The 23,785-nt window shown below is 71.7% G+C and carries 21 protein-coding genes and 5 pseudogenes; 13 read left to right on the plus strand and 13 right to left on the minus strand.

The genetic code is table 11. The annotated features are described in order from the left end of the window. Positions 1 to 252 precede the first annotated feature (252 nt). Positions 253 to 498 carry a hypothetical protein gene (locus OHO27_RS04125; RefSeq protein WP_328420381.1) on the plus strand — a complete coding sequence of 82 codons (246 nt, stop codon included), beginning with the start codon at positions 253 to 255 and terminating at the stop codon, positions 496 to 498. A 393-nt stretch (positions 499 to 891) separates the two neighbouring features. Here OHO27_RS04125 and OHO27_RS04130 read toward each other — a convergent pair whose 3' ends face one another. After that, positions 892 to 1,857, minus strand: coding sequence for a pirin family protein (locus tag OHO27_RS04130; RefSeq protein WP_328420383.1), 966 nt, complete (start codon positions 1,855 to 1,857; stop codon positions 892 to 894). Between the two features lie 112 nt (positions 1,858 to 1,969). Between OHO27_RS04130 and OHO27_RS04135 the strand changes: the two genes are divergently transcribed. The 3 genes from OHO27_RS04135 to OHO27_RS04145 all read left to right on the plus strand — a co-directional run bounded on the left by OHO27_RS04135 (position 1,970) and on the right by OHO27_RS04145 (position 3,325). Continuing rightward, complete coding sequence (locus OHO27_RS04135) at positions 1,970 to 2,461, plus strand: MarR family winged helix-turn-helix transcriptional regulator (protein WP_328420385.1); 492 nt, start codon at positions 1,970 to 1,972, stop codon at positions 2,459 to 2,461. Then, positions 2,458 to 2,904: a MarR family transcriptional regulator gene (locus tag OHO27_RS04140; RefSeq protein WP_328420387.1), complete on the plus strand. Its 447-nt coding sequence runs from the start codon at positions 2,458 to 2,460 to the stop codon at positions 2,902 to 2,904. Before OHO27_RS04135 ends, OHO27_RS04140 begins: the two co-directional genes overlap by 4 nt. 73 nt (positions 2,905 to 2,977) lie before the next feature. After that, on the plus strand, positions 2,978 to 3,325 hold the full coding sequence (locus tag OHO27_RS04145; RefSeq protein WP_328420389.1) for a tetratricopeptide repeat protein: 348 nt from the start codon (positions 2,978 to 2,980) through the stop codon (positions 3,323 to 3,325). Positions 3,326 to 3,455: 130 nt separating this feature from the next. Here OHO27_RS04145 and OHO27_RS04150 read toward each other — a convergent pair. Further along, positions 3,456 to 4,855: pseudogene (locus OHO27_RS04150) on the minus strand (PepSY-associated TM helix domain-containing protein). A gap of 161 nt (positions 4,856 to 5,016) precedes the next feature. On the opposite strand from OHO27_RS04150, the gene OHO27_RS04155 reads away from it, so the two are divergent. Next, a complete protein-coding gene (locus OHO27_RS04155) occupies positions 5,017 to 5,664 on the plus strand; it encodes a peptide deformylase (protein ID WP_328420391.1) in 648 nt (215 codons plus the stop codon). A gap of 5 nt (positions 5,665 to 5,669) precedes the next feature. Here the strand turns inward: OHO27_RS04155 and OHO27_RS04160 are convergent, their stop codons facing one another. Next, positions 5,670 to 7,103, minus strand: a complete 1,434-nt coding sequence (locus tag OHO27_RS04160) for a dihydrolipoyl dehydrogenase family protein (protein WP_328420393.1) — start codon at positions 7,101 to 7,103, stop codon at positions 5,670 to 5,672. A 114-nt stretch (positions 7,104 to 7,217) separates the two neighbouring features. On the opposite strand from OHO27_RS04160, the pseudogene trxA reads away from it, so the two are divergent. Continuing rightward, positions 7,218 to 7,610: pseudogene (trxA, locus tag OHO27_RS04165) on the plus strand (thioredoxin); the annotation flags it as partial. A gap of 9 nt (positions 7,611 to 7,619) precedes the next feature. Here the strand turns inward: trxA and OHO27_RS04170 are convergent. Genes OHO27_RS04170 through OHO27_RS04185 form a run of 4 tightly spaced genes read right to left on the minus strand, consistent with a single transcriptional unit; the run spans position 7,620 to position 12,082 of the window. Next, entirely contained in the window at positions 7,620 to 9,056 is a 1,437-nt protein-coding gene (locus tag OHO27_RS04170) for a benzaldehyde dehydrogenase (RefSeq protein ID WP_328420395.1), read from the minus strand. A 31-nt stretch (positions 9,057 to 9,087) separates the two neighbouring features. Next, positions 9,088 to 10,266, minus strand: a complete 1,179-nt coding sequence (locus tag OHO27_RS04175; protein WP_328420397.1) for a 4-hydroxybenzoate 3-monooxygenase — start codon at positions 10,264 to 10,266, stop codon at positions 9,088 to 9,090. A gap of 48 nt (positions 10,267 to 10,314) precedes the next feature. Next, a complete protein-coding gene (locus OHO27_RS04180) occupies positions 10,315 to 11,349 on the minus strand; it encodes a LacI family DNA-binding transcriptional regulator (RefSeq protein ID WP_328420399.1) in 1,035 nt (344 codons plus the stop codon). A gap of 58 nt (positions 11,350 to 11,407) precedes the next feature. Next, on the minus strand, positions 11,408 to 12,082 hold the full coding sequence (locus OHO27_RS04185; protein ID WP_328420401.1) for a TetR/AcrR family transcriptional regulator: 675 nt from the start codon (positions 12,080 to 12,082) through the stop codon (positions 11,408 to 11,410). A 99-nt stretch (positions 12,083 to 12,181) separates the two neighbouring features. Here OHO27_RS04185 and OHO27_RS04190 point away from each other — a divergent pair. After that, positions 12,182 to 12,744, plus strand: a pseudogene (locus OHO27_RS04190) (NADPH-dependent FMN reductase). Between the two features lie 95 nt (positions 12,745 to 12,839). On the opposite strand, the pseudogene OHO27_RS04195 reads toward OHO27_RS04190, so the two are convergent. Continuing rightward, a pseudogene (locus OHO27_RS04195) lies at positions 12,840 to 13,744 on the minus strand (LysR family transcriptional regulator). 114 nt (positions 13,745 to 13,858) lie between these two features. On the opposite strand from OHO27_RS04195, the gene OHO27_RS04200 reads away from it, so the two are divergent. After that, positions 13,859 to 14,077, plus strand: a complete 219-nt coding sequence (locus OHO27_RS04200; RefSeq protein ID WP_328420403.1) for a hypothetical protein — start codon at positions 13,859 to 13,861, stop codon at positions 14,075 to 14,077. 7 nt (positions 14,078 to 14,084) lie between these two features. Here the strand turns inward: OHO27_RS04200 and OHO27_RS04205 are convergent, their stop codons facing one another. After that, on the minus strand, positions 14,085 to 14,966 hold the full coding sequence (locus OHO27_RS04205) for an LLM class F420-dependent oxidoreductase (protein WP_328420405.1): 882 nt from the start codon (positions 14,964 to 14,966) through the stop codon (positions 14,085 to 14,087). 119 nt (positions 14,967 to 15,085) lie between these two features. Then, a complete protein-coding gene (locus tag OHO27_RS04210; protein ID WP_328420407.1) occupies positions 15,086 to 16,066 on the minus strand; it encodes an ArsR/SmtB family transcription factor in 981 nt (326 codons plus the stop codon). 56 nt (positions 16,067 to 16,122) lie between these two features. Here OHO27_RS04210 and OHO27_RS04215 point away from each other — a divergent pair, with 56 nt between their 5' ends. Further along, positions 16,123 to 17,391, plus strand: a complete 1,269-nt coding sequence (locus tag OHO27_RS04215) for an MFS transporter (RefSeq protein WP_328420409.1) — start codon at positions 16,123 to 16,125, stop codon at positions 17,389 to 17,391. Here the strand turns inward: OHO27_RS04215 and OHO27_RS04220 are convergent. Continuing rightward, a complete protein-coding gene (locus OHO27_RS04220) occupies positions 17,303 to 18,292 on the minus strand; it encodes a TerC/Alx family metal homeostasis membrane protein (RefSeq protein ID WP_328420411.1) in 990 nt (329 codons plus the stop codon). The two genes, OHO27_RS04215 and OHO27_RS04220, sit on opposite strands and share 89 nt — an antisense overlap. 246 nt (positions 18,293 to 18,538) lie before the next feature. Here OHO27_RS04220 and OHO27_RS04225 point away from each other — a divergent pair, with 246 nt between their 5' ends. Both OHO27_RS04225 and OHO27_RS04230 read left to right on the plus strand, forming a co-directional pair. Further along, positions 18,539 to 19,519 carry an alpha/beta hydrolase gene (locus OHO27_RS04225; RefSeq protein WP_328420413.1) on the plus strand — a complete coding sequence of 327 codons (981 nt, stop codon included), beginning with the start codon at positions 18,539 to 18,541 and terminating at the stop codon, positions 19,517 to 19,519. Positions 19,520 to 19,690: 171 nt separating this feature from the next. Continuing rightward, the gene (locus OHO27_RS04230) at positions 19,691 to 20,683 is read left to right on the plus strand and encodes a helix-turn-helix domain-containing protein (RefSeq protein ID WP_328420415.1); all 993 of its coding nucleotides are present in this window, start codon (positions 19,691 to 19,693) and stop codon (positions 20,681 to 20,683) included. 54 nt (positions 20,684 to 20,737) lie between these two features. On the opposite strand, the gene OHO27_RS04235 is transcribed toward OHO27_RS04230, so the two are convergent. Beyond that, a complete protein-coding gene (locus OHO27_RS04235; RefSeq protein ID WP_328420417.1) occupies positions 20,738 to 21,091 on the minus strand; it encodes a hypothetical protein in 354 nt (117 codons plus the stop codon). A 159-nt stretch (positions 21,092 to 21,250) separates the two neighbouring features. On the opposite strand from OHO27_RS04235, the gene OHO27_RS04240 reads away from it, so the two are divergent. After that, positions 21,251 to 21,709, plus strand: a complete 459-nt coding sequence (locus OHO27_RS04240) for a MarR family winged helix-turn-helix transcriptional regulator (RefSeq protein WP_328420419.1) — start codon at positions 21,251 to 21,253, stop codon at positions 21,707 to 21,709. A 25-nt stretch (positions 21,710 to 21,734) separates the two neighbouring features. Here OHO27_RS04240 and OHO27_RS04245 read toward each other — a convergent pair. Beyond that, positions 21,735 to 22,446, minus strand: a pseudogene (locus OHO27_RS04245) (NADP-dependent oxidoreductase); the annotation flags it as partial. A gap of 62 nt (positions 22,447 to 22,508) precedes the next feature. Between OHO27_RS04245 and OHO27_RS04250 the strand changes: the two are divergent. After that, positions 22,509 to 23,702, plus strand: coding sequence for a CaiB/BaiF CoA transferase family protein (locus OHO27_RS04250; protein WP_328420421.1), 1,194 nt, complete (start codon positions 22,509 to 22,511; stop codon positions 23,700 to 23,702). Positions 23,703 to 23,785 lie beyond the last annotated feature (83 nt).

A 23,785-nucleotide genomic window follows, 5' to 3' on the forward strand; every position in this document is an offset into this window, starting at 1 on the left:
TGCACCAAATCAGCGTCGTCCCAGTCGGTGAACCGCCCCTCGAAGGACGCACCACGCTGCCGGTTGGCCCCATTCAGCAGTTCCAGCCCCCCTCTCGGACGTCTTCAGGATCTGCCTCCTGCGGTCATCCGGGGCTGGCCGTGTGACGCCAACGGTGCGCACCCATGCGTACTTGCGTGCGCCCGTCGCTCGACTCGTACCTGCGGCGTTGGCCTCAGAACTCGCTACCAACCACCAAGGAAGGGGGCACCCGTGGAACCCGGTGTTCACGTCACCCCGGAACTCTCCGGATGGTTCCGTCACGTCCTCGCACGAACCTCCGCCGCAGGGCTCACAGCCTTCGCCGGCGACGGAAACTCCACCGCTCCGTACCTCACCACCCGCCAGGGAAGCCGACGCTTCTCCGCCGGAATGGCCCACGCGGCCACCGACAGCGTCCAGGACGCCGCATACACACTGCTCGGCCTCCAGCGCAGCGCATTTCGGATCGGACACTAGCTGCGCTGCGGACAGATAGCGGTGACATCGGAAATTGTGGAATCTCCACAAGGCGGCAGTGTGAGCGACGCTGCCCTTCCGCAACGCCTGACTCAACCGCCAGCCAGGTCAGCATCGGTCCGGACACCACCGAACCTGCAAACGCCTACGTAAGCGCCGAAGCTGGGAAAAGAGCCCTCCATCCGAGCCTGATGAGGCGTCAGCAAAGTCAGCATTAGGTCAGCAAGAGTCCTGCCAAAGCCGCCCCCAGACAGCCACACTGTGGAATCGCCAACCGCACCGGCCTGAGCCAGCCGGCTGTTCGGACGCCTTCCGGCAGGCAGGTGGAAGATGGCGAGAATTACCCGCCGACCTTCCGCCCGACGGCCACCAACGCAGACGCGTTCCCGCAGGTCAGCGCACCCTTCCCCGCGGTTTCAACGGCACCGGCGGTACGTTCGGTGCGGGCAAGGGGGCACCGTCGTACCCCTTCACCTCCCCGAACCGCGAGCCTTCCATCCAGTCCCGACGCGCCTGTTCGATCTCCTCCTGCGTCCGCCCGATCCAGTTCCAGAACATGATCAGCTCCTCCTCGAACGGCTCGCCGCCGAGGAGCATCAGGCCGGCGTCCGACTCGGCGCGCAGCGGGAGTTCGGTGCGGCCGCAGCCGAGGTAGAGCATGGAGCCAGGGAGTACGGGCACGCCGTCCACGTGGGCCTCGCCCGACATGGACAGGACGGCGTACTCGAAGTCCGGCTCCAGGGGGAGGCGTACGTCCGCGCCGCGCGACAGGGTGAGGTCGGCGCCGACGATCGGGGTGTACGTCGTGCCGGGTGAGGTCGCGCCGTCGAGGCCGCCGAGGATCAGCGTGGCCCGCAGGCCCGGCGCCGTGACGACCGGCAGGTCAGCGTGGTGTTCGAAGTGCGGGTCGGTGTGGCGGTGGCCGTCCGGGAGGGCGACCCACAGCTGGGCGCCGTGCAGGAGGCGGGCGTGGGACTTCGGGCTCTCCTCGGAGTGGCTGATCGCCCGGCCGGAGGTCATCAGGCCCAGCTCGCGCGGGTGGATCGTCTGGAGGCTGCCCGTGGAGTCCCGGTGCAGCACCTCGCCCTCGTGCAGCCAGCTCACCGTCTGCAGACCCATGTGCGGGTGCGGCGGCACCTGCATGCCGGGCTCGTCGGCGATGTCGTCGGGACCGTAGTGATCGACGAAGCACCAGGCGCCGACCATGCGCCGGCCCAGGTTGGGCAGCAGGCGGCGGACTTCGGTGGATTCGCCGAGCTTGACGCGGCGAGGGCTGAGGAGTTCGCGTACGGGCTCTGCCACGACGAAACCGCGGCCGCCGCAGATGGCAGGCACCGCCTCGCGATCAAGATTGCTCATGGCGCCCAAACTAGCCCTGTCCGGGCCATCACGTCAGTCCGTCACCCTGCGCTGTCCGGATGCCGTTGAGAAAATAGTAGCCATGGATATAGTAGCCATGTACTGTATTGGCATGAGCAAGGGTTCCGAGAAAGCCACGCCCGGTTTCCTGGTGTGGCGCCTGTCCACGAAGTGGCGGGTCGCGGTCGACCGAGCCGTGGCCCCGCTGGGGCTCACCCACGCGCAGTACGCGCTGGTGGCCTCGCTGTACGGCATGCAGCGCCACGGAGAGCGCCCCAGCCAGCGGCGCCTGGCCGACCACACCGGGCTGGAGGCGCTGTACGTGTCCAAGCTGGCGCGCGCCCTGGAGAGCGCCGGCCTCCTCGAACGCACCCGGGACCCCCGTGACCCGCGCGCGGTGCAGCTGGCGCTGACCGAGCAGGGCCGGGAGCGGACCCGGCAGGCGATCGAGGTCGTGCACGGGCTCCTGCAGCAGTTGCTGGCACCCCTCGGCGGCCTGGACAGCGCGCGGGCGCGGGAATTCACCCGTGACCTCGCGGTCCTGCTCGACGCACCGCTTGACCTGCTTGCCCCAGACAGCGAGTCCGACAAGGAGCAGTCATGACCACCACCACTCCCCTGCTCGACCCCCGCGTCATAGCTCTGGCCCACTACGCGAGCCGCGCGCTTCTCGAGCGTGTACTGGCCCGCCACGGCGCGACGTTCCAGCAGTCCGTCACCCTCCGGCTCGTCAACGTCGCCGACGGACCCGTCGAGCGCGACCGCCTCGTCGACAGCGTCGTCGGCGCGCTGAAGATCGACGCCGCGCAGGCCCACTCCGTGGTCGACGAGCTGATCGTCGCGCAGCTGCTGGCCCCGCAGGAGCCGTCCCAGGTTCGGATCACGGAGGCCGGACGGGAGTTGTACGAGCGGACCTCCGCCGAGACCGCTCCCATCTCCGCCCGGGTCTACGCCGGCATCCCCACGGAGGATCTGGCCGCCGCCGGGCGCGTACTGACCCTCATCACCGAGCGGGCCGACGCCGAGCTCGCCGCCATGAACGGGTAGCCCCGGCACCCCGCGTCAAGTAGTGGAATATTGAACCACTGGGCTCCGTTGACGGCCTCGAAGGAGGTCACGAGTGGACACGACGTACTACGACCACGGAGCACCGGCCGAGCGCTGGGAGCGTGCGCGGATGTTCTTCGACGCCAAGGACTACGCCGCCGCTGCGCGCGTCCTGGGCAAGCTGGTCGAGGAGGTGCCGGAGCAGACCGGGCCCCGGCTGCTGCTGGCGCGCGCCTACTACCACTCGGCCCAACTGCGGCGAGCGGAGGGCGAGTTGCGGATCGTCGTCGAGCGCGACCCGGTCGAGCACTACGCCCGGCTGATGCTGGGCCGCACCCTGCAACGGCAGGGCCGGGACGAGGAGGCGGAGCCGCATCTGCGCCTCGCCTCGGCGCTCGCGGGTGACTTCGAGCAGCTCTGAGCAGGGTCGAGTAGCAGCTCTTTGCGACATCGAGACGAGGGGCCCGGTTCCCTCTCGGAACCGGGCCCCTCGTCTCGTCCGTCGGCTCTTGCGGCCGTCCGTCGGCTCTTGCGGCCGGCTTCCCGGCTGCCTAGTTCACTTCCGCGGGCCCTCGCTTGTCCCGCCGATGGGCCACCTCGCCGAGGACGACATCCACGACGACGAACGCGGCCAGCGAGATGCCGAGCAGCGGCACGAAGTAGCCGACCACGGCGACGACCGCCACCAGCGGGACCAGGATCTGCGGGGGCACCTGCTGCCAGGCGCCGCGTGGGATCGGCCGGCCGAACGCGGAGCCGCGGCCGCGCTGCCACCACATGCGGTAGCCCCACACGATCAGCAGGATCAGCGAGAGCGCGAGCGCCATGAGGGCGATCTGGTTGACCAGACCGAAGAGGACCCCGGTGTGCAGGTCGATGCCCCAGCGGGTCAGCTTGGCGAGCACCGGGTATTCGGCGAACCTCAGCACGTCGACGACCTCGCCGCCGGCCGGGTCGATGGCGACCGAGTCCTGCTTCGTCGGCCAGGTGCGCTGCACCTGCCGCACCACGTACGCGGACGAGTCGTCGGCGGGCGGCACGATCTCCACGGGATCGCCAAGGCCCTCGGCGCGGGCGGACGCCAGCACCTTGTCGAGGCCCACGCCGTGCTCGCCGCTGCCACCCGTGCCGGCGGCGCTGCCGTGACCCCCGTGTTCGCCGCCCGCCGTCGCCGAGATGGACGGCGTGGCCTGGCCGAGGAGGTGCGCAGTTCGTCGATGTTGGCACCGGCGTAGGCCGACCAGGTGAGGCCGGTCGCCGAGAGGAAGATGAACCCGATCGCGGCCCAGACGCCGACGGTGCCGTGCAGGCCTAGCGTGCGGCGGCGCCCGCTGGTGCCCCGCACCTTGCGCAGGGCGCGGCGGCGGGAGAACCACAGCACCAGGCCGCCGGCCGCGATCACCCACAGCCAGCTGGCGGCGAGCTCGCTGTAGTAGCGGCCGGTCTCACCGAGGTGCAGGTCGCGGTGGAACTCGTCGATCCAGGTGCGCAGGGGCAGCGCGCCGGTCGAGCCGTACTGCTCCAGGGCGCCGCGTACCTCGGCGGTGTACGGGTCGACGAACACGGCCAGCGCGTGCTCGGCGTCGACGCCCTTGACGCCGGACAGCATGACCCTGGTCGACTCGTCGTCGGCCGGGGAGGGTCGTATCGCCGAGACCGTGCCCTCGGGGTGGGCCTTGCGCGCGGCGGCGACCTGCTCGGATATCGGCAGTTTCGCGTCACCGACCGGGACGTACATCTCGTGGGCGTACACGATCTTCTCGGCCTGGAATGCTCCGGCGTACAGGAAGCCGGTGGCCGCGGCGACGAGCAGGAACGGCGCGACGAGCACTCCGGCGTAGAAGTGCAGACGCAGAATCAGCGGGCGCAGCGGTGCCCATCTGCGGGGCGGCGACGCCGGGGCGTCGGGCTGCGTCGCCTCCTCCGTGGTGGTGGCGGGAGCGGTGGACATCGGCGGCTTCTCCGGGGGTGGGACGGGGAGTGGGGACGTTTCCTTCGGTGCTGCTGTGGTCCAGTAGTCGGACGAAGGGGCCGTCGAGTTCCAGGCGTGTTAAGTGGCGTGCGTCACACGGGAGTCGGCGAGCGGCGTGGGTGCCGTGGCATGCTGGCGCGATGGCACTTCCGAACGAGCGCGCCCCCTTGGCCGAGCAGGTCGAGCAACTCCTGGCCACCGAGGGACCGTTGCCCATCGTGGCGGCCGGCGACCCGGTGCTGCGGCGCCCCACCGAGCGCTTCGACGGCCAGCTGGACCCGGCGCTGCTGTCCCGCTTCGTCGAGGCGCTCCGGGTCACCATGCGCGCGGCACCGGGCGTCGGCCTCGCCGCGCCGCAGGTCGGCGTGGGGCTGCGGATCGCGGTGATCGAGGACCCGGCGCCGGTGCCGGAGGCTGTGCGGCTGGTGCGCGGGCGGGTGCCGCAGCCGTTCCGGGTGCTGGTGAACCCGTCGTACGAGCCCGTCGGTGGCGACCGTGCCGCGTTCTTCGAGGGCTGTCTGAGCGTGCCGGGCTATCAGGCGGTGGTGGCCCGGCCGGCCGAGGTGCGGCTGACCGGCGAGGACGAGCACGGGCACGCGGTCGACGAGGTCTTCACGGGGTGGCCCGCCCGTATCGTGCAGCACGAGACGGACCACCTCGACGGCGTGCTCTACCTGGACCGGGCCGAGTTGCGTTCACTCTCCTCGAACCAGGCGATGGCCGAGCTCTGGGCACAGCCCTCCCCGGGCGAGGCGGCGCGGGCCCTCGGCTTCGAACTGCCCGACTGAGTACGTCAGTTGTCGCGGTACGACTCCAGCAGCCGCAGCCACACCTCGCTGATCGTCGGATATGACGGAACCGCGTGCCACAGCCTGCTGATCGGCACCTGCCCGACGACCGCGATCGTCGCCGAGTGGATGAGCTCACCGATGCCGGGGCCGACGAACGTGACGCCGAGCAGGATCTCGCGCTCCAGGTCGACGACCATGCGGGCACGGCCCTTGTAGCCCTCGGCGTACACGGACGCCCCCGCGACCGAGGCGAGGTCGTAGTCGACGGCGCGGACGCGGTGACCGGCCTGTTCCGCTTCGGCCAGGGAGAGGCCCACGGAGCCGGCCTCGGGGTCGGTGAAGACGACCTGGGGGACGGCGGCATGGTCGGCGGTGGCCGAATGGGCGCCCCACGGGTCGGATTCCAGGAGCGGGACTCCGGAGGCGCGGGCGGCGATGGCCGCGCCCGCGATACGGGCCTGGTACTTGCCCTGATGGGTGAGAAGGGCACGGTGATTGATGTCCCCCACCGCGTACAGCCACTCGCTGCCGGTGACGCGCAGACTGTCGTCGACCTCCAGCCAGGAACCGGGCGTGAGGCCGACGGTGTCCAGGCCGAGGTCGTCGGTGCGCGGGGCGCGCCCGGTCGCGAAGAGGATCTCGTCGGCCTCGATACGGCCGCCGTTGTCGGTGACGACCACGACCGTGCCGTTCTCACGGGTCACCGACTCGACCGAGGTGCCGGTGCGGACGTCGACGCCGGCCTCGGTGAGCGCCTCGGCGACCATCTCGCCGGCGAAGGGCTCCATGCGGTTGAGCAGGCCCTTGCCGCGCACGAGGAGCGTGACGCCGGAGCCGAGGGCCTGATAGGCCGTGGCCATCTCGGTGGCGACCACTCCCCCGCCGACCACGACCAGCCGGCCGGGCACGGACTGGGCGCTGGTGGCCTCGCGGCTGGTCCACGGCCTGACCTCGGCGAGTCCGGGCAGGTCGGGGAGCATGGCGCGGGTGCCGGTGGCCAGGGCGACGGCGTGCCGGGCGGTCAGCAACTGGCGTGCGCCGTCGGGCCCGGTCACCTCCACCGTGCGGGGTCCGGTGAGGCGGCCGTGGCCGCGGTGGAAGTCGGCGCCGATGCCGGCCAGCCATTGGACCTGGCCGTCGTCGTTCCAGTTCGAGGTGAATTCGTTGCGCCGGGCGAGGACAGCGGCCGCGTCGAGGGGGCCCTGTACCGAGTCGCTGAGGCCCGGCAGGCGGCGGGCGTCAGCCTGGGCGATGACCGGGCGCAGCAGTGTCTTGCTGGGCATGCACGCCCAGAACGAGCACTCCCCGCCGACCAGCTCGCTCTCCACCACCGCGGTGGTCAGACCGGCCGCACGGGTGCGGTCGGCCACGTTCTCCCCCACCGGTCCGGCTCCGACCACCACGACGTCGTACACGTTGGAATCCGTTTCCGTCATGTGGTCAGTCTTACGGGTGGTGTGCGCAGTGGCCACACGGGTACGCGCGCGGAATACGCGGCCGTACGGCCCTGTTGACGCCGACGGCACCGCCCCGACACCAGGAAGAGGGAAAACGCCATGAGCAGCACCGTGGAGCTCACCAAGGAGAACTTCGATGAGACGGTCACGGACAACGAGTTCGTCCTGATCGACTTCTGGGCGTCCTGGTGCGGGCCGTGCCGTCAGTTCGCCCCCGTTTACGAGAAGGCCGCCGAGGAGAACCCCGACCTCGTGTTCGGCAAGGTCGACACCGAGGCGCAGCCGGAGCTTGCCGCCGCCTTCGGTATCCAGTCGATCCCGACGCTGATGATCGTCCGTGACCGTGTCGCCGTGTTCGCGCAGCCGGGTGCCCTGCCCGAGGCCGCCCTGGCGGACGTCATCGGGCAGGCCCGCAAGCTTGACATGGACGAGGTCCAAAAGGCTGTCGCCGCCCAGCAGGAGCAGGCTGACCAGAACGGCCAGTGAGGCGCTGCTCTAGAAGGGGTACGCCGCCACGTCACCACGCACCGTCGTCCAGCGCACGTCGGTGAACGCGTCCAGGTTGGCCTCGCCGCCGAACCGGGCGCCGGTGCCGGAGGCGGCGATTCCGCCGAAGGGCGCGACGGCCTCGTCGTTCACGGTCTGGTCGTTGATGTGCACGATGCCGGTCGGGATGCGCTCGGCCAGGTCGAGGCCCCGGGCGGCGTCCCTGGTGACGATGCCCAGGGAGAGGCCGTAGGAGCCCGCCGCGGCGAGGGCGGCGGCCTCGTCGGCGGTGGTGAAGGGGCGTACCGGCGCGACGGGCCCGAAGACCTCCTCGGTGTACGCGGGGGTCGCGTCGTCGACGCCGGCGAGCACGGTCGGCCGGTAGAACAGCTGCTCGTGGCTGCCGCCCGCGGCGAGCTTGGCTCCCCGGGCCGTACTGGCCTCGACGAGGCCGTGCACCTTCCCCAGCTGACCGGAGTCGATGAGCGGGCCGAGGTGGACCTCGGCGCGGTGCGGGTCGCCGACGGCGAGGGCGTCCGCCTTGGCCGCCAGGCGCTCGACGTACTCCTCGTACAGCGACTGGTGGACCAGGTGACGGCCGGTCGTCATGCAGATCTGGCCCTGGTGGAAGAAGGAGCCCCAGGCGGCGGTGGAGATCACCGCGTCGAGGTCGGCGTCCTCCAGCACGATCAGGGCGGAGTTGCCGCCCAGCTCCAGGTGGACCCGCTTGAGATGACGTCCGGCGGCCTCGCCGACGGCCCGGCCCGCGGCCGTGGACCCGGTGAAGGAGATGACGGGCACTCGGGGGTCGGCGACCAGCGCCTGGCCCGCCTCCGCGCCGCCCGGCAGGATGTGCAGCAGCCCCTCGGGCAGACCGGCCTCCGCGAAGATCGCGGCAAGCGACAGCCCGCCGCAGACCGCCGTGCGCGGGTCCGGCTTCAGCACGACCGCGTTGCCGAGCGCGAGGGCCGGGGCGACGGAGCGGATGGACAGGATCAGCGGGGCGTTGAACGGCGCGATCACGCCGACGACACCCGCGGGAACCCGGCGCGTGTACGACAGCCGGGGCGCCTCGCTGGGCAGGACCTGCCCGGCCGGGCGGGAGGCGAGTGCGGCGGCCTCGTAGCACTCCTGGGAGGCCACGTGCAGCTCGAAGTCGGCCTTGCCGGGGATCGACCCGGACTCGCGGACCAGCCATTCGCGCAGCTCGTCGGCGTGCGCGGCGAACAGGTCACCGGCCTTGCGCAGCACCCCGGCGCGCACGAAGTGCGGGACGCGGGCCCACTCGGTCTGGGCGGCGCGGGCGGCTTCGGCGGCCGGGGCGACGTCCTCGGCGGTGGCCAGGGTGACGGTGCCGAGCGGGTCGCCGGTGGCGGGCTCGGTGACGGTGTACTCGTCTCCCGACAGGGGGTGGGACTGCCAGGCCTTGGGGTCGAGCAACGGCATGTGCGACTCTCCGTTCGATCACCGGCGGGACTCACAGGGGGAGCGGAAGTCCCGAGTAGTTCGCCGCCAGTTCGGCGGCGGCGTGACGGGATGCGGTGATCCGGCGCAGACGTGCGAGCTGCATCCGGTGGTCGAACGCATCCCCGTCTGGTTGAGCGTGCAACATCCTAGTCATGTCGTCGGAGAAACGGGTCGCCTGCCACACCCGCCGGAGGCACAACTCGGAGTAGCTGTCGAGGAGTTGTGTGTTCCCTGTGCGGTACCGCTCGATGAGGGCACGGGCCAGGACCCGGACGTCCGACACGGCGAGGTTGAGTCCCTTGGCACCCGTCGGCGGGACGATGTGGGCGGCGTCGCCGGCGAGCAGGAGCTGCCCGTGGCGCATCGGTTCATGGACGTAACTACGCATCGAGGTCACGGACTTGGCGGTGATGGGCCCACGGTTCAGGGTCCAGTCGGCGTCGATCGCGAAGCGGGCGGCGAGTTCGTCCCAGACGCGGTCGTCGGGCCAGTCGCCGGGATCGGTGCCGACCGGGACCTGGAGGTAGAGCCGGGAGACGGACGAGGAGCGCATGCTGTGCAGCGCGAAGCCGCGTTCACCGCGCGCGTAGATCAACTCGTCGCCGGACGGCGGCACTTCGGCCATGATGCCGAGCCAGGAGTACGGATAGTCGTGCGCGTACGAGCTTCCGATCCCGGCCGGGAGGGTGGCGCGGGAGATGCCGTGGAAACCGTCACAGCCGGCGACCCAGTCGCAGGTCAGCGTCTGCTCGCGGCCCTCGCGCAGGAACCGTATGACGGGCGTGGCGCTCTCCGGCTTCTCGACGGCGAGCGCCTCGGCCTCGAACAACAGCGGTGGTCCGTCGGCGAGTTGGAGCGCGACGAGGTCCTTCACGATCTCGGTCTGGGCGTAGATGGTGACCGTGTGGCCGCCGGTGAGGGCGGGGAAGTCGAGGTGGTGGCGTTCACGGTCGAAGCGCAGCTCGATGCCCTGGTGCACCAGGCCCTCCGCCTCCAGCCGCTGGGCGGCGCCGGCCTCGTGCAGCGCGTCCACCGTGCCCTGCTCCAGCATTCCGGCCCGCTGGCGCTGCTCGACGTAACTGCGCGTCCTGCTCTCCAGGACCACGCAGTCGATGCCCGCGCGGTGCAGCAGGCGGGCGAGGAGGAGCCCGGCGGGGCCGCCGCCGATGATGCCGACCGTCGTGCGCATTCCACGCCTCCCTGGCTTCGACGGTACGTCGGCCGGACGCCGGCTGCCTCAGCTGGACTCGCGGTGCACGACCGTCGCTCCCAGCACCTTGTGCGTCTGGGGTGCGGCGCCGGGGTCGCGCACCGCGTGGTCGACCAGCTCCGCAAGGTCGCGGCCGGAGGGCAGTTCGATGTGGACCGTGCTCAGCCTAGGCCGCAGCAGCCGTCCGAGCATCAGGTCGTCGGCGCCGATGACGGCCGTGTCGGCGGGGATGCGGACGCCCTCGTCCTGCAGGGCGCGCATCAGGAGCATCGCGTACTCGTCGTTGTAGGCGAACACGGCGTCGAGGCCGCGGTCGCGCCAGCTGCGGGCGAGCCGCGCGGCGGACTCCTCGTCATGGGCGAGGGGCAGCTCGGTCACGGTGGCGTCCGTGCCGTGCAGGGCGCGGCGCACCCCTTCCAGACGTGGCGTGGAGAAGGACTCCAGGCCGTCCTCCTCGGGGACGACGACGCCGACTCGGCGCCTGCCGCGGTCGTAGAGGTGACGGCCCGCGCGGTACCCCACGGCCTCGTAGTCCATGAGCAGGGCGTGGGCGCCGTCGACGGACTCGGGGCCGAGCGAGACCACGGCCCGGGCGCCGGAGCGCTTGAGGACCGTCACGCCCTTCGGGCCGAGGCCGGAGCCCGAGAACAGGACCGCGACGGGGCGCAGCTCGGCCCAGGCGCGGGCGGCCTCGTCACCGTGCAGACCGACGCTGCCGTGCTGCACGACGGTGTAGTCGAGGCGGCCGAGCGCCATCTGGAGCTCGCTGAGGAATCGGCCGTACAGGGAGCCGACGGGGAAGCTCGGGGCAGGCATCAGGACCATCCGGCTGTGCCCGGCGCGCAGGCTGCGGGCGGCCGCGTGCGGGACGTACCCGAGCTCCTTCGCGGCCTCGTGGACGCGGCGGCGGGTGGGTTCGCTGATCCGGACGGCGCTGGTGTTGTTGAGGACGTAGGAGACGGTCGCGCGCGAGACGCCGGCCAGGCGGGCCACATCGGCGCTCGTGGGTACCGAGCGCTGTGCGGGCAGAGCGGGCGCGGGCGTTTTCGGTATCTGCACCATGACGTACCGCATCCTTGCAGAACCTGTGCGTAGCGCTCAGGTTAGGGTCCCCGCCCGGTCACGCCTCGGTGCGCGTCACGCGGGTGACCAGGTCGGACCAGCCGTGCTCCAGCCGCTCCATGGGCATACCGCACTGCTTGGTCAGGTGGTGGACGAGGCCGGGGTCGAGATACGCCATGAGCGTCTGGGCGAGGAGATCGCAGTCGGCATCCGGCGTGATCTGCCGCAGCAGCATCGCGACGTGGGTGTGCAGCGCCCGGTACGAGGGGTGGGCGAAGCGGCGCGTCGGCTCCGGCTGCGCGGCCAGTTGCAGGTCCAGTTGCTCGGCCGCGCGGTACAGCACCGCGACACCGAAGGCCCGCAGCCGCTCCACCGGCGGCGCGCCCGGACCCAGCGGCGGCGGCCCGCCGATGAAGTCGGCCTGCAGCTTCCGCGCGGAGTGGTCCAGCAGCGCGGTCAGCAGGCCGGTGCGGTCGCCGAAGCGGCGGAAGACCGTGCCCTTGCCCACGCCGGCCGCCGCGGCCACCGCCTCCATGGTGACCCCGGCCGCCCCGTGCTCCGCGATCAGCTTCGTCGCCGCCTCCAGCAGCCGGGCGCGGTTGCGGGCCGCGTCGGCGCGCAGGCAGGGCTCGTCGGGGGCGGAGCCGACCTCCAGCAGCTGGGGCTTGCCCTCGGGCTCCTGAGACTGCGGGAACGGCGGCAGTACGGCGGACATGAAGCCAGGGTAAAGCATCGGGAATGAAACTGGACCGCGGTCCGGTTAAGGTGCTAGAAAATAAACGGACCTCGGTCCGGATCGTAACGGCAGTGTTTCAGCACCCTTGGAGTTCGCATGTCTGTTCGCATCCTCGCGCTCGTCGGCAGTCTTCGCGCCGGTTCGCACAACCGTCAGCTGGCCGAGGCGGCCGTCAAGCTCGCCCCCGAGGGCGCTGAGGTCGTGCTCTTCGAGGGCCTGGCCGACGTCCCCTTCTACAACGAGGACATCGACGTCGAGGGAAGCGTCCCCGCCACGGCGGCCAAGCTGCGTGAGGCCGCGCAGGCCGCGGACGCCTTCCTGCTCTTCTCCCCGAGTACAACGGCACCATCCCGGCCGTGCTGAAGAACGCCATCGACTGGCTGTCCCGCCCCTACGGCTCCGGCGCCTTCGGCGGCAAGCCGGTCGCCGTGGTCGGTACCGCGTTCGGCCAGTACGGCGGCGTGTGGGCGCAGGACGAGACCCGCAAGGCCGTGGGCATCGCCGGCGGAAAGGTGCTGGAGGACGTCAAGCTGTCCATCCCCGGCTCCGTGACCCGCTTCGCCGAGACCCACCCGGTCGACGACGCCGAGGTCGCCGCGCAGCTGACCGAGGTCATCGCGCGCGTCCACGGGCACGCGGGCGAGGTCGTCGCGGCCTGACCTGACCCGAGGCCCTGAAGGAGGGGCGGGAGCCGAGCGCTCCGGCCCCTCCTCGCATGCCCGGCCCCTCCTCGCACGTCCCCCCTCCTCCCGCGTCACGCCACCGCCGTCGACGCCAGCCCCCGCAGCTCCTCCAGCGCCGCCGCCACCGCCGGCCGCTCCCGGCAGCCCCGGCGAGTACAGGTCAGCACCTTGCGGTGCGGGTCGCCGACGCAGCGGACCCGGGTGATCGGTAGCTGCGGGGTCAGCTGGGCCAGCCGTGGGATCAGGGCGACGCCGAGCCGGTTCGCGACCAGGTGGGCGGTGACGTTCCAGTCCAGCGCGTGATGGATCACGTCCGGGGTGAACCCGGCCGCCCCGCACGCCGACATCACATGCGGGCGGCAGGGACTTTCCGGCACCGGCGCGATCCAGTCCTCGTGCGCCGCCTCCGCGAGGTCGACGCGCCCGAGTCCGGCCAGCGGATGGTCGTCGGGGACGACGAGGTCGTACGGGTCGTCCAGCAGCGGCTGCTGGTCGAAGCGCGCGTCGCTCAGCGGCGGGTTGTGCGGGGTCACCTCCACCACGGCCAGGTCGACCTCCCCTCGAAGAGCAGATCGAAGCTCTCCGGTACACCCGTCTCCCGGATCCGTACGGTCAGCTGCGGATGCCGCTCCCGCATCCGTACGGCCATCGGCGCCAGCAGCACCGACACGGCCATCGGAAAGCCGCTGACGCGCAGTTGCCCGGCGGGGGCGCTGTACTCGGCGCGCAGGTCGAGCTCGGCCGCCTCCCAGCGCTCCGCGATCGCGTCCGCGTGTGCGAGCAGGCTCTCGGCCGCCGCGGTGAGGCGCACCCCGCGGCCCTGGGGTTCGAGGAGGTCGACGCCCAGGTCGCGGGCCAGCTGACGGATCTGCTGGGAGGCGGCGGACGGGGTGAAGTGCAGGGCGCGGGCGGCCGCGGTGACCGTGCCGTAGTGCGCCACGGCCCTCAGTACGTGCAGTCGGCGCAGGTCAATCATGAAGCCCACGCTTCAAGGTGACGTCCGGAAAGTCAACCTGGACGTGCACGAAGGCGCATCGCACCCTTGGTTGTGTCGCGACGGTCAACCAGCCACGAGGTACGAGGAGTCGCCATGACCAGCACGACCGGCACCGTGTGCCCGCACTGCGGGTGGCCCGACGGAGCCGAGCCCTATCAGGTGGTGTCCCGGCACACCACGGCGGCGGGCAGCACGGTGTGGACGCGGTGCGCCTGCGGTTCGTTGCAGGTGCGCATGGTGGACGCCCGCGGCATGCGCGTCGTCTCCCGCAGCCGGCCCACGGGGACTCCGGCGCACTCGCCCGGCCGGTGACGTCGGTTCAGTCGAGCCCGGCCAGCCGCTGTACGGCAGGAGCCGCGAAGTTCTCGATGAAGGCCGCCGGTTCCCCGGTGCGCGGGCCGAGGATCACCGTGTCGATGCCGAGCCCGGTGTAGGCCGCGATGCCCCGGGTGAAGGCGTCCAGGTCGCCCCGGACGACGGCGTCTCCGGCGTGGAGCACGGTCTTTCGGATCCCGTCGTAGTCGCGCTCCTCGGTGTCGCAGTGACCGCGCAGCACGTCGAGCTTGTGCCGGACCTCCTCAGGCGAGGAGGCGAACAGGTTGCACGCGTCGCCGTACCGGGCGACCAGCCGGAGCGTCTTCTTCTCGCCGCCCCCACCGATCATGATTTCGGGGTGCGGGGCGCTGATGGGCGCCGGGACGCAGAGGGTCTCGGTGAGCCGGTAGTGCTTGCCCTCGAACGGGCCGTCGGCCTGCGGGTCCCACATCTGGAGGCAGATCCGCAGGGTCTCCTCCAGCCGCTCGAAGCGCTCGGCGACCGAAGGGAACGGCACGCCGAGCCCCTCGTGCTCGCGGCCGTACCAGGCGGCGCCGATCCCGAGGGTGGCCCGGCCGCCGGACAGCACGTCGAGCGAGGTGGCGATCTTGGCGAGCAGGCCGGGGTGACGGTAGGTCACGCCGGTCACCAGGGCGCCGAGGCGGACGGTGGAGGTGTGGGCGGCGAGGTAGCCGAGGGTCGTGTAGGCCTCCAGCATGGGGTCCTCGGCGCGGTCGTTGATCTCCATCTGGAAGTAGTGGTCCATCACCGACAGCCAGCTCAGGCCTGCCGCCTCGGCCGCGGCGCCCGCGGCGGCGAGCTCGGCGCCGAGCGCGGGGCCTCCGCCGGGATGGTCGAACCGGTTGATGTGCACGCCGACCCGCATGGCCTGTCTCCGTTCACCCGGACTTTCAGCGACCCTGCCGACGCTAGATCTTCGAGTCCGCTCGAGGTCAAGCCCCACCGCCGGGAGCCGCCGTCGGGCCACGCCATTGGGCGACACCGTCAGGCCACGCCAGCGAGTTGGTCGCCCAGTGCCGTACGCCGGTACAGCACGCGCCGTCCGTCGCGGGTCCGGGCGACGAGTCCCGTCGCGTGCAGCACCTTCAGGTGCTGGGAGACCGCGCTGGGCGTCACGCCGAGGCGCCGGGCGAGCTCGACCGTGGGGAGCGGTTCGGCGAGCAGCCGCAGGACCGTGGTGCGGGGTGCGCCGAGCAGCGAGGTGAGGGCTGAGGCGTCGGGCTCGGGCAGCGGTTCCCACAGGGTCGCGGCGCCCCTGCTGGGATACGCCAGCATCGGGGCTTCGTCGGCGCTGAGCGGCGGAGCGGGTTTGTGTGAGAACAGCGACGGGACCATGCGCAGTCCCCGCCCGGAGCCTTCCACCTCGTGCCGGCCGATCATCCGGTCGACGTGCAGAATGCCGTCGCGCCAGCGGACGTTGCGGTGCAGGTCGGAGAAGAGGAGGTGGGCCCCGCCCGTGGCCAGCTGCCGGGCGCGGTGCGTGATGTCGGCCTCCAGTACGAGCCGCATCCGTGGCCAGTCGGGGCGTATCGCCAACTCCCAGTACCGCTGGAGGAGTTCGCACAGCTCCTCCAACAGCTCCGCCACGGGCGCGTCGCCGGGCGCCGTGATCTGCCGCAGGGCCTCCGGGAGGGGGTGCGGGGCATGGGTCGCGAGCAGGTCGCGCCGTACGAGATCCGGTGGCGTCGCCCCTACGACGGTGACCTGGTCGGCCAGCATGGGCGCGAACGTCGTCGGGCGCGGGGTCAGGAAGTCGGGCAGGGTCAGGGTGGGTCCGACCAGGGCCCGCAGCAGCCCGGCGTCGGCGGGGTCGAGGCGTTCGAGGACCGAGCGGCGCCACGGGGTGTGCAGGGGATAGAGGCCCGGGGCGCGCAGGGCCCGCAGGCTCCCCATGACCTCCCGCAACGGCGAGATCGCGAACCGGGTGTCCGCGAGGTCGTCGACGTCGAGCAGGAAGCTGATCATTAAGCCTCCGGCTACATCCTTTGGCAACCGTCCGTCACTGCCGTGGACTTCGGGGTATGACGGATCACAACTCCCGGCAGGCTACCCCGGCGATCGCACTGCTCGCCTTCGCCTGCGGAGTCGCGGTGGGCAATGTCTACTTCCCGCAGGCGATCGGCCCGTTGGTGGCCTCGGGCCTGGGCGTCTCCCCCGACGCGGGCGCCACGGTGGTGACCGCGACCCAGTTCGGCTACGCGGTCGGCATCTACCTGTTCGTGCCGCTCGGCGACCGGCTGCGCCCCCGCCGGCTGCTCGTCACCCTGCTCGCGCTGACCGGTCTCGGTCTGCTCGCCGCGAGTTCGGCGCCGGCGCTGCTGCCCCTGGTCGTCGCGAGCGCGCTCGTCGGTGCGGTGACCGTGATCGCGCCGCTCGCCGGTGTGCTGGCAGCCGGCCTGGTGCCCGCCGAACGGCGCGGAGTCGTGAGCGGCACCCTGCTCAGCGGCTCCCTGGCCGGCATGCTGCTGTCCCGTGCCGTCGGCGGCGCCCTCGGTGACTGGCTGGGCTGGCGGGCGCCGTACGTCCTCGCTGCCGCGCTCTCCTTCACGGTCGCCGCCCTGCTGGCCCGCATGCTGCCGACGCTGCCCCCGCCGGCCCGGGCCCCCTACCCGGCGCTGCTCGCCGCGCCGCTGCGTCTGCTGCGCACCGAGCCGGAACTGCGCCGCTCGTGCCTGTACCAGGCGACGGTGTTCGCCGGGTTCTCCGCGGTGTGGACGGGCGTGGCGCTGCTGCTCACGGGACCGGTGTACGGCATGAGCGCGAGGGCCGCCGGGCTGCTGGCGCTCGTCAACGCGGCGACGATGCTGTGCACGCCGGTCGCCGGGCGGCTGGTCGACCGCCGGGGTCCGGACCGGGTCAACCTCGTGTGCTTCCTCGTGGTCGGCGCATCGGCGGTGGTGCTGGCCTTCGGCGGCGTGGGCGGCCTGCCCGGGCTGACCGCGCTGGTCGTCGGCACGCTGCTGCTCGACGTCGGCATGCAGTCCGGGATGGTCGCCAACACGGTGCGGATCTACGGCCTCGGCGCGGACGTCCGCAGCCGCCTCAACACCGCGTACATGACCTGCGTCTACCTGGGTGGCACGGCCGGCTCGTGGCTGGGTGCCCGGGCCTACGGCCGCTTCGGGTGGACCGGCGTGTGTGCACTGGTCGCGACGCTCACCGCGGTGGCGGTCGCCCGCCATGTGAGCCGTCGCAACGCCGTCACTGTGCCGTGTGCTCCGACTCCGAATCCGACTCCGCCTGCTCCTGCTCCTGCTTCTTCGAAGCCCGCAGGCTGGTCACCGTCGTGATGGCCAGGACGAGCACGATGAAGCCGAGCGAGAAGGGGATGCTGATCTCCGGGACGTGGACGCCGGACTCGTGCAGCGCGTGCAGGACGAGCTTGACGCCGATGAAGCCGAGGATGATGGACAGGCCGTAGCTGAGGTGGACCAGTTTCTTCAGCAGGCCACCGATCAGGAAGTACAGCTGCCTGAGGCCCATCAGAGCGAAGGCGTTGGCGGTGAAGACGATGTACGGGTCCTGGGTCAGCCCGTAGATCGCGGGGATGGAGTCGAGGGCGAACAGGACGTCGGTGGAGCCGATCGCCAGCATGACGACCAGCATCGGGGTCATGACCCGCTTGCCGTTCTCCGTGATGAACAGCTTGGTGCCGTGGTACCGGTCGGCCACTCCGAAGCGCTTCTCGACGGCTTTGAGCAGCTTGCTCTCCTGGTACTCCTCCTCGTGCTCCTCCTTGCGGGCGTCCTGGATCAGCTTCCAGGCGGTCCAGATCAGGAAGGCACCGAAGAGGTAGAACACCCAGGAGAACGCGGAGATGATTGCCGCGCCGGCCGCGATGAAGCCGGCGCGCAGCACGAGGGCCATGATCACGCCGACCATCAGGACGCGCTGCTGGTACTGCGAGGGCACCGCGAACTTGCCCATGACCAGGACGAAGACGAAGAGGTTGTCGACGCTGAGCGACTTCTCCGTGATGTACCCGGCGAAGAACTCGCCGGTGGGCCCGCCACCCCCGTAGAAGAACAGGCCGAGGCCGAACAGACAGGCCAGGACGACCCAGACGATCGTCCACGTCCCCGCTTCGCGGATGGAGACGTCGTGGGGTTTGCGGCCGATGAAGAAGTCCACGGCGACGAGCGCGCACAGGGCGACGACGGTCAGCAGCCAGCCGGAGAGGGAGATGTTCACGGGTTGTACTCCTGGTGCAGGTGGGGCCTTGACAGCGTTGTCTCCGACTGGCATCCCTGCCACCTACGACAGGTGAACAACGGGTCATGTCCTGGCAAGCTCCAGGATCACGCGGGTGCCACCCGCCGGACGGCGGGGAGGTCCCGCCGAACGGCGGCACTCTGGACGGGTACCGCTGCGCGGATCATGACCGCAGAGCCGCAGAACCGTCCGGCACACCCGCGTACTGCCGTGTGAGGAGACCCCATGACCCAGGCCCCGCCCCCGCCACCGTTCGACCCCGAGCTCGCCGCCGCCCTGGAGCTCATCAAGGACATGATCTCGCCCGGCCTCACGATGGACGAGATAGCCGACGTCCGCCAGGGGCCGGGGATCGAGATGCTGGCCCAACTGGACCTCACCGTGGACGGCTTCTTCGAGGTCGAGGACCGGGTGGTGCCCGGTCCCGAGGGCGCGCCCGAGATCTCCCTGCTGATCTGCCGACCGGCTGCCGCTGCCGGCGCAGGACCGCGGCCCGTGATCTATCACGTCCACGGCGGCGGCCTGATCATCGGCAACAACCGCGTCGGCGTCGACGTGCCCCTGGCCTGGGCGAAGGAACTGGACGCGGTCGTGGTGTCCGTGGAGTACCGGCTGGCGCCCGAACACCCGTATCCGGCCCAGATCGAGGACGTGTACGCCGGGCTGGAGTGGACGGCGAAGCATGCGGCAGAGCTGGGAGGTGACCCGCAGCGGATCGTCGTCGCCGGTGCCAGTGCGGGTGGCGGCCTGTCCGCGGCGCTTGCCCTGCTCACCCGGGATCGCCGGGGGCCCGAGCTGATCGGGCAGATGCTGATGTGCCCGATGCTGGACGACCGCAACGACAGCCCGTCCGCCCACCAGATGGCCGGGCTCGGTATCTGGGACCGTACGGCGAACGAGACCGGCTGGACGGCGCTGCTCGGCGAGCGGCGGGGCGGTCCCGACGTCCCCGCGTACGCCGCGCCGGCCCGTGCGGAGGTGCTGTCCGGGCTGCCGCCGGCCTTTGTGGACGTCGGTTCCGCGGAGACGTTCCGCGACGAGGTCGTCGCCTATGCGTCCCGGATCTGGCAGGCCGGAGGGGTGGCCGAGCTGCATGTGTGGCCCGGTGGTTTCCACGGGTTCGACGGCTTCGCGCCGCAGGCGGCGGTTTCGCAGGCCTGTCGGGGGGCTCAGCTGGCTTGGCTGAAGAGGTTGTTGAGCGGGTGAGATGTGGGGGCGGGGGGTTGCGCCTACTCGCCTGCCGGGTTGTGGTGTCGTGCGGGTGCGGGTTGTTCGTGGCTCGTCGCGCAGTTCCCCGCGCCCCTGGGTGGGCCGCCGGCCCTGGGGTTTTGAGTCGGGGTGGGTTCGGTCCTTGACCCCGTGCCGCACCATGGGCCTATGAAAGAGCTGGCCGGACGTCTGACCGCGTTGGATCCGGATGCCGGGGCGGCCGTGCGGGTCATCGCCTACTTCGATCGGCTCGCCGAGTCGCGGGCCGGGCTGGAGGCGTTGGTGCGAGGTGCCGCCGTGCTGGCCGGGGTGTCGGCTCGGCTGGTCGACGTGGACCGGCGGGTTCAGGTCCGGGTCGAGGTCGACGGTACGCGGCGGGACAGCGATGTGCCGCCGGATCCCGCCTGGCCGTCCGCCGCGCTCACGCCGGACGGCGTTCCGGCGCTGTGGCTGGAGCGGGCCCAGGAGGCGGAGCCGAGCGTCGTGGACGCGGTGATCCTGGAGCGGGCCGCCGGGGCCGTACGGCTCGTGCTCGACCGGACCCGGGGGCGGGCACCGGCCGATGATCCGGCCCTGGTCGAGACCGTCCTCGACGCCACGGCACCGGAGGCTGCGCGACTGCATGCGGCCCGCCGCCTGGGGTTCGACCCCGCCGCGGCGGCACGCGTCGTGGCCCCGCTCGACGGCCGGCCCCGCATCGTCCCTGCACACTCTGACGCCGAACCGCCCGTCGGCCGCGTGGGCGTGGGGCCCGCCGTCCCGGTGCTCGACCTGCCGCGCTCCTGGTCGATGGCCCGCGTCGCGCTGCGGTTCACGGCCGAGGGCACCGCGCACGACCCCGGCCCCGGCGTCGTCCACGCCGACGATCTGGGCGGCATCGCCCTCCTCGCCGACCTCGTACGGCCGGGCGCCGAGCCACCGCACGACGTACAGGTCCTGGAGGCGGCCGCGGCCGCCGCGCCCTGGCTGCTCACCACGCTGCACGCGGTCGCCTCGACGGCGAGCCTGCGGGCCGCGGCGGCCGAGATCAACGTCCACCACTCCACACTCCAGGAGCGCCTGGCCCACGCCGAGCACGTCCTGGGCTGGCCGCTGCGCACTCCACAGGGCAGGTTCCGGCTGGGGCTGGCACTGGCGATGCGGCACCTGGCGCGGAACTAGCGGGCTTCTTCTGGACCATGCCGGCGAAGGCACCCCTGGCGGCCGTGCCCGCCGTCACCGGAATTCGCGGACGACCTCGATCGTGCCGACGATGTGCGCGTTGAACTCGTCCAGTTCCCCGGCCGGCACCCACAGTTCGAGGATCGTCTCGCCGCCCGCCTGCTGGACGGGGTAGCGGCTCAGGAATTCCGACTCGACCTCGAACCGGGTCACGAAACCGGCGCCGTCGTGCTTGACGTTCCAGTCCCTGGCGATCTTCACGGCGTAGTCCTCGTCGAGCACCGGGTAGAAGATCGGCTGCTCGGGCAGTCTCGGTGGCCAGGCCCGCCAGTTCAGCTCGCGGACGAGATCCAGCTCCTTGGGGCCGGTGGGTCGCCACAGGGTGGTGGTCGGGGTCGGGCTGCTCATGGGCGGCGACGATATCCACGCCCCGGCTCGGCGGCCACGGAGTTTCCGGCGGCGGCGCCGGCCCACTGCTTGCATGCGCGCTATACGCGCACTCGCCGGAAATTTCACGGATGGCCTATCCTGGAGGTCATTCACCTCGGGACGGAGGACTCCGGCGCCATGACTGCCACGGACCCCGCGCTCACCGCGCTCGCCCAGGGCTGGTGCGCCCTGTCCCTGCTGCACGGGAGGATCGAGGCGCAGATCGAGCGCGCCCTGCAGACCGGGCACGACCTGAGCGTGCGCGAGTACTCCCTGCTCGACGTGCTCAGCCGCCAGCACAGCGGCGAAGGCGGCCACCTGCAGATGAAGCAGGTCGCCGACGCCGTGGTCCTCAGCCAGAGCGCCACCACCCGACTCGTCACCCGGCTCGAGGACCGCGGCCTGCTCTCGCGCTACCTCTGCCCCACCGACCGCCGCGGCATCTACACCGACGTCACCGAAGCAGGCCTCACCCTCCTCGAAGAGGCACGGCCCACCAACGACAAAGCACTGCGCCAGGCCCTCGACGAGGCCGCGACCAACCCCGAGCTGGCCCCGCTGGTCCGAGCCGTCGAGACGCTCCGCATCCCCGCCTGAGAGCCCCCGGCCGCCCCGCTTCGCGCTACCCCTGGTCCCCGACCGACAGCACCAGCTTTCCGCGCACCCGCCCCGCGCTGCTGATCCGCCACGCCTCGGCGGCCTCGGCGAGCGGCAGCACACGGTCGACGTGGACGGCGAGCCGGCCCGCGTCGGCCAGTTCGCCGAGGGCCGTCGGATCGGCCGGGTCGGGGCGCACCCACAGGACGTGGCCGCCCTTCGCCAGGACATCGGGGTCGGCGATGGACACCACCCGGTCACGGCGCTTGAGCACCTGCTGGGACACGTCCACGGCGTCGCCCCCGACCGAAGTCGAGCGCCGCGTCGACGCCGTCCGGGGCCAGCTCGCGAAGCCGGTCGGCCAGACCGTCGCCGTAGGTCACGGGCTCGGCGCCGAGCTCCCGGACGAACTCGTGGTTGCGCTCGCTCGCGGTGCCGATGACCCGGGCGCCGAGCGCGACGGCGATCCGCACGCCGAACATGCCGACCCCGCCGGCCGCGGCGTGCACCAGGACCGTCCCGCCCGCACGCACCCCCACCCGCTTGATCGACTGGTCGGCGGTCAGTCCCGCCGGCGGCACGCCCGCCGCCTGCTCCCAGCTGAGCGAGGCAGGCTTGCGCGCCACCAGCCGCACATTCGCCGACACCGGCTCGGCATAGGTGCCGAGCTGCACGGACTTGCGGACATAGCCGTACACCTCGTCACCGGGCGCGAACTCGTCGACGTCCAGCCCGAGCGGTGGCCTCGCCCTCGGCCCCGCATTGACGCGATCTCCGATGTGGCCGTACACATGGCCCCATGAGCCCGCCACACCTTCCCCTGTCCGGCATCACCGTGGTCAGCCTGGAGCAGGCCGTCGCCGCCCCGTACGCCACCCGGCAGCTCGCCGATCTCGGCGCGCGTGTGATCAAGGTCGAGCGGCCCGGGGAGGGGGACTTCGCCCGCCGGTACGACACGACGGTGCACGGTCACTCCAGCTATTTCGTGTGGCTCAACCGGTCCAAGGAGTCCCTGACGCTGGACCTCAAGGATCCGCGTGGCCGCGAGATCCTGCACCGGCTCCTCGACGACGCCGACGTGTTCGTGCAGAACCTGGCGCCGGGCGCCGCCGACCGCCTCGGCCTGGGAGTCGAGGCGCTCGGCGCGCGGTGGCCGCGGCTGATCCCGTGCACCATCTCCGGGTACGGCACGTCCGGGCCGTGGGCCGACCGGAAGTCGTACGACCTGCTGGTGCAGTGCCAGACCGGGTTGGTGTCGCTGACCGGAACCCCCGACGAGACCGCGCGCGTCGGCATCTCCGTCGCCGACATCGCAGCCGGGATGTACGCCTACAGCGGCATCCTCACCGCCCTCTTCACGCGCGCCACCACGGGCACGGCCCACCCGGTGGAGGTCTCCCTGTTCGAGGCGCTGGCCGAGTGGATGGGCCAGCCCGCCAACTACACCCGGTACGGAGGCACCCAGCCCCCGCGGCTCGGCACCCAGCACCCCACCCTCGCTCCCTACGGCGCCTACCCGGCCGCCGACGGCAGGGAGGTGCTGTTCTCCATCCAGAACGAGCGCGAGTGGGCCGTCCTGTGCGATCGGTTCCTCGGCCGGCCCGAGCTGACCGACGACCCGCGCTTCGCCACCAGCTCCGCGCGGGTGGAGCACCGGGAGGAGGTCAACGCCGTCGTCGCCGAGCGCTGCGCCCGCTCCGGCGCCGAGGAGATCCTCAAGGAGCTGGAGTCCATCGGCATCGCCTGCGCCGGGGTCAACGACGTCACCGCGTTCCTGGACCATCCGGTCCTCGCCGCCCGCGAGCGCTGGCGCGACGTGCCCGTGCCCGGCGGCGCGACGGTGCAGGCCCTGCTCCCGCCGGCCGACCTCGCGGGACTGCCCGCGCGTATGGATCCGGTGCCTGCGGTGGGCGAGCACACGGAGGCGATCCTTGCCGAACTCGGCCGCACCGCCGAGGAGATCGAGGCCCTGCGCGCCGACGCGGTGATCTGACCACCGGCAACCCCGGTGTGACCGAACGCGGCCCGCCCTCAGTGCGTCACAGTGTCGGGCGGCTGCGGCACCGCCCTTCCCGT

Source organism: Streptomyces sp. NBC_00443 (assembly GCF_036014175.1).
GTDB lineage: Bacteria > Actinomycetota > Actinomycetes > Streptomycetales > Streptomycetaceae > Streptomyces.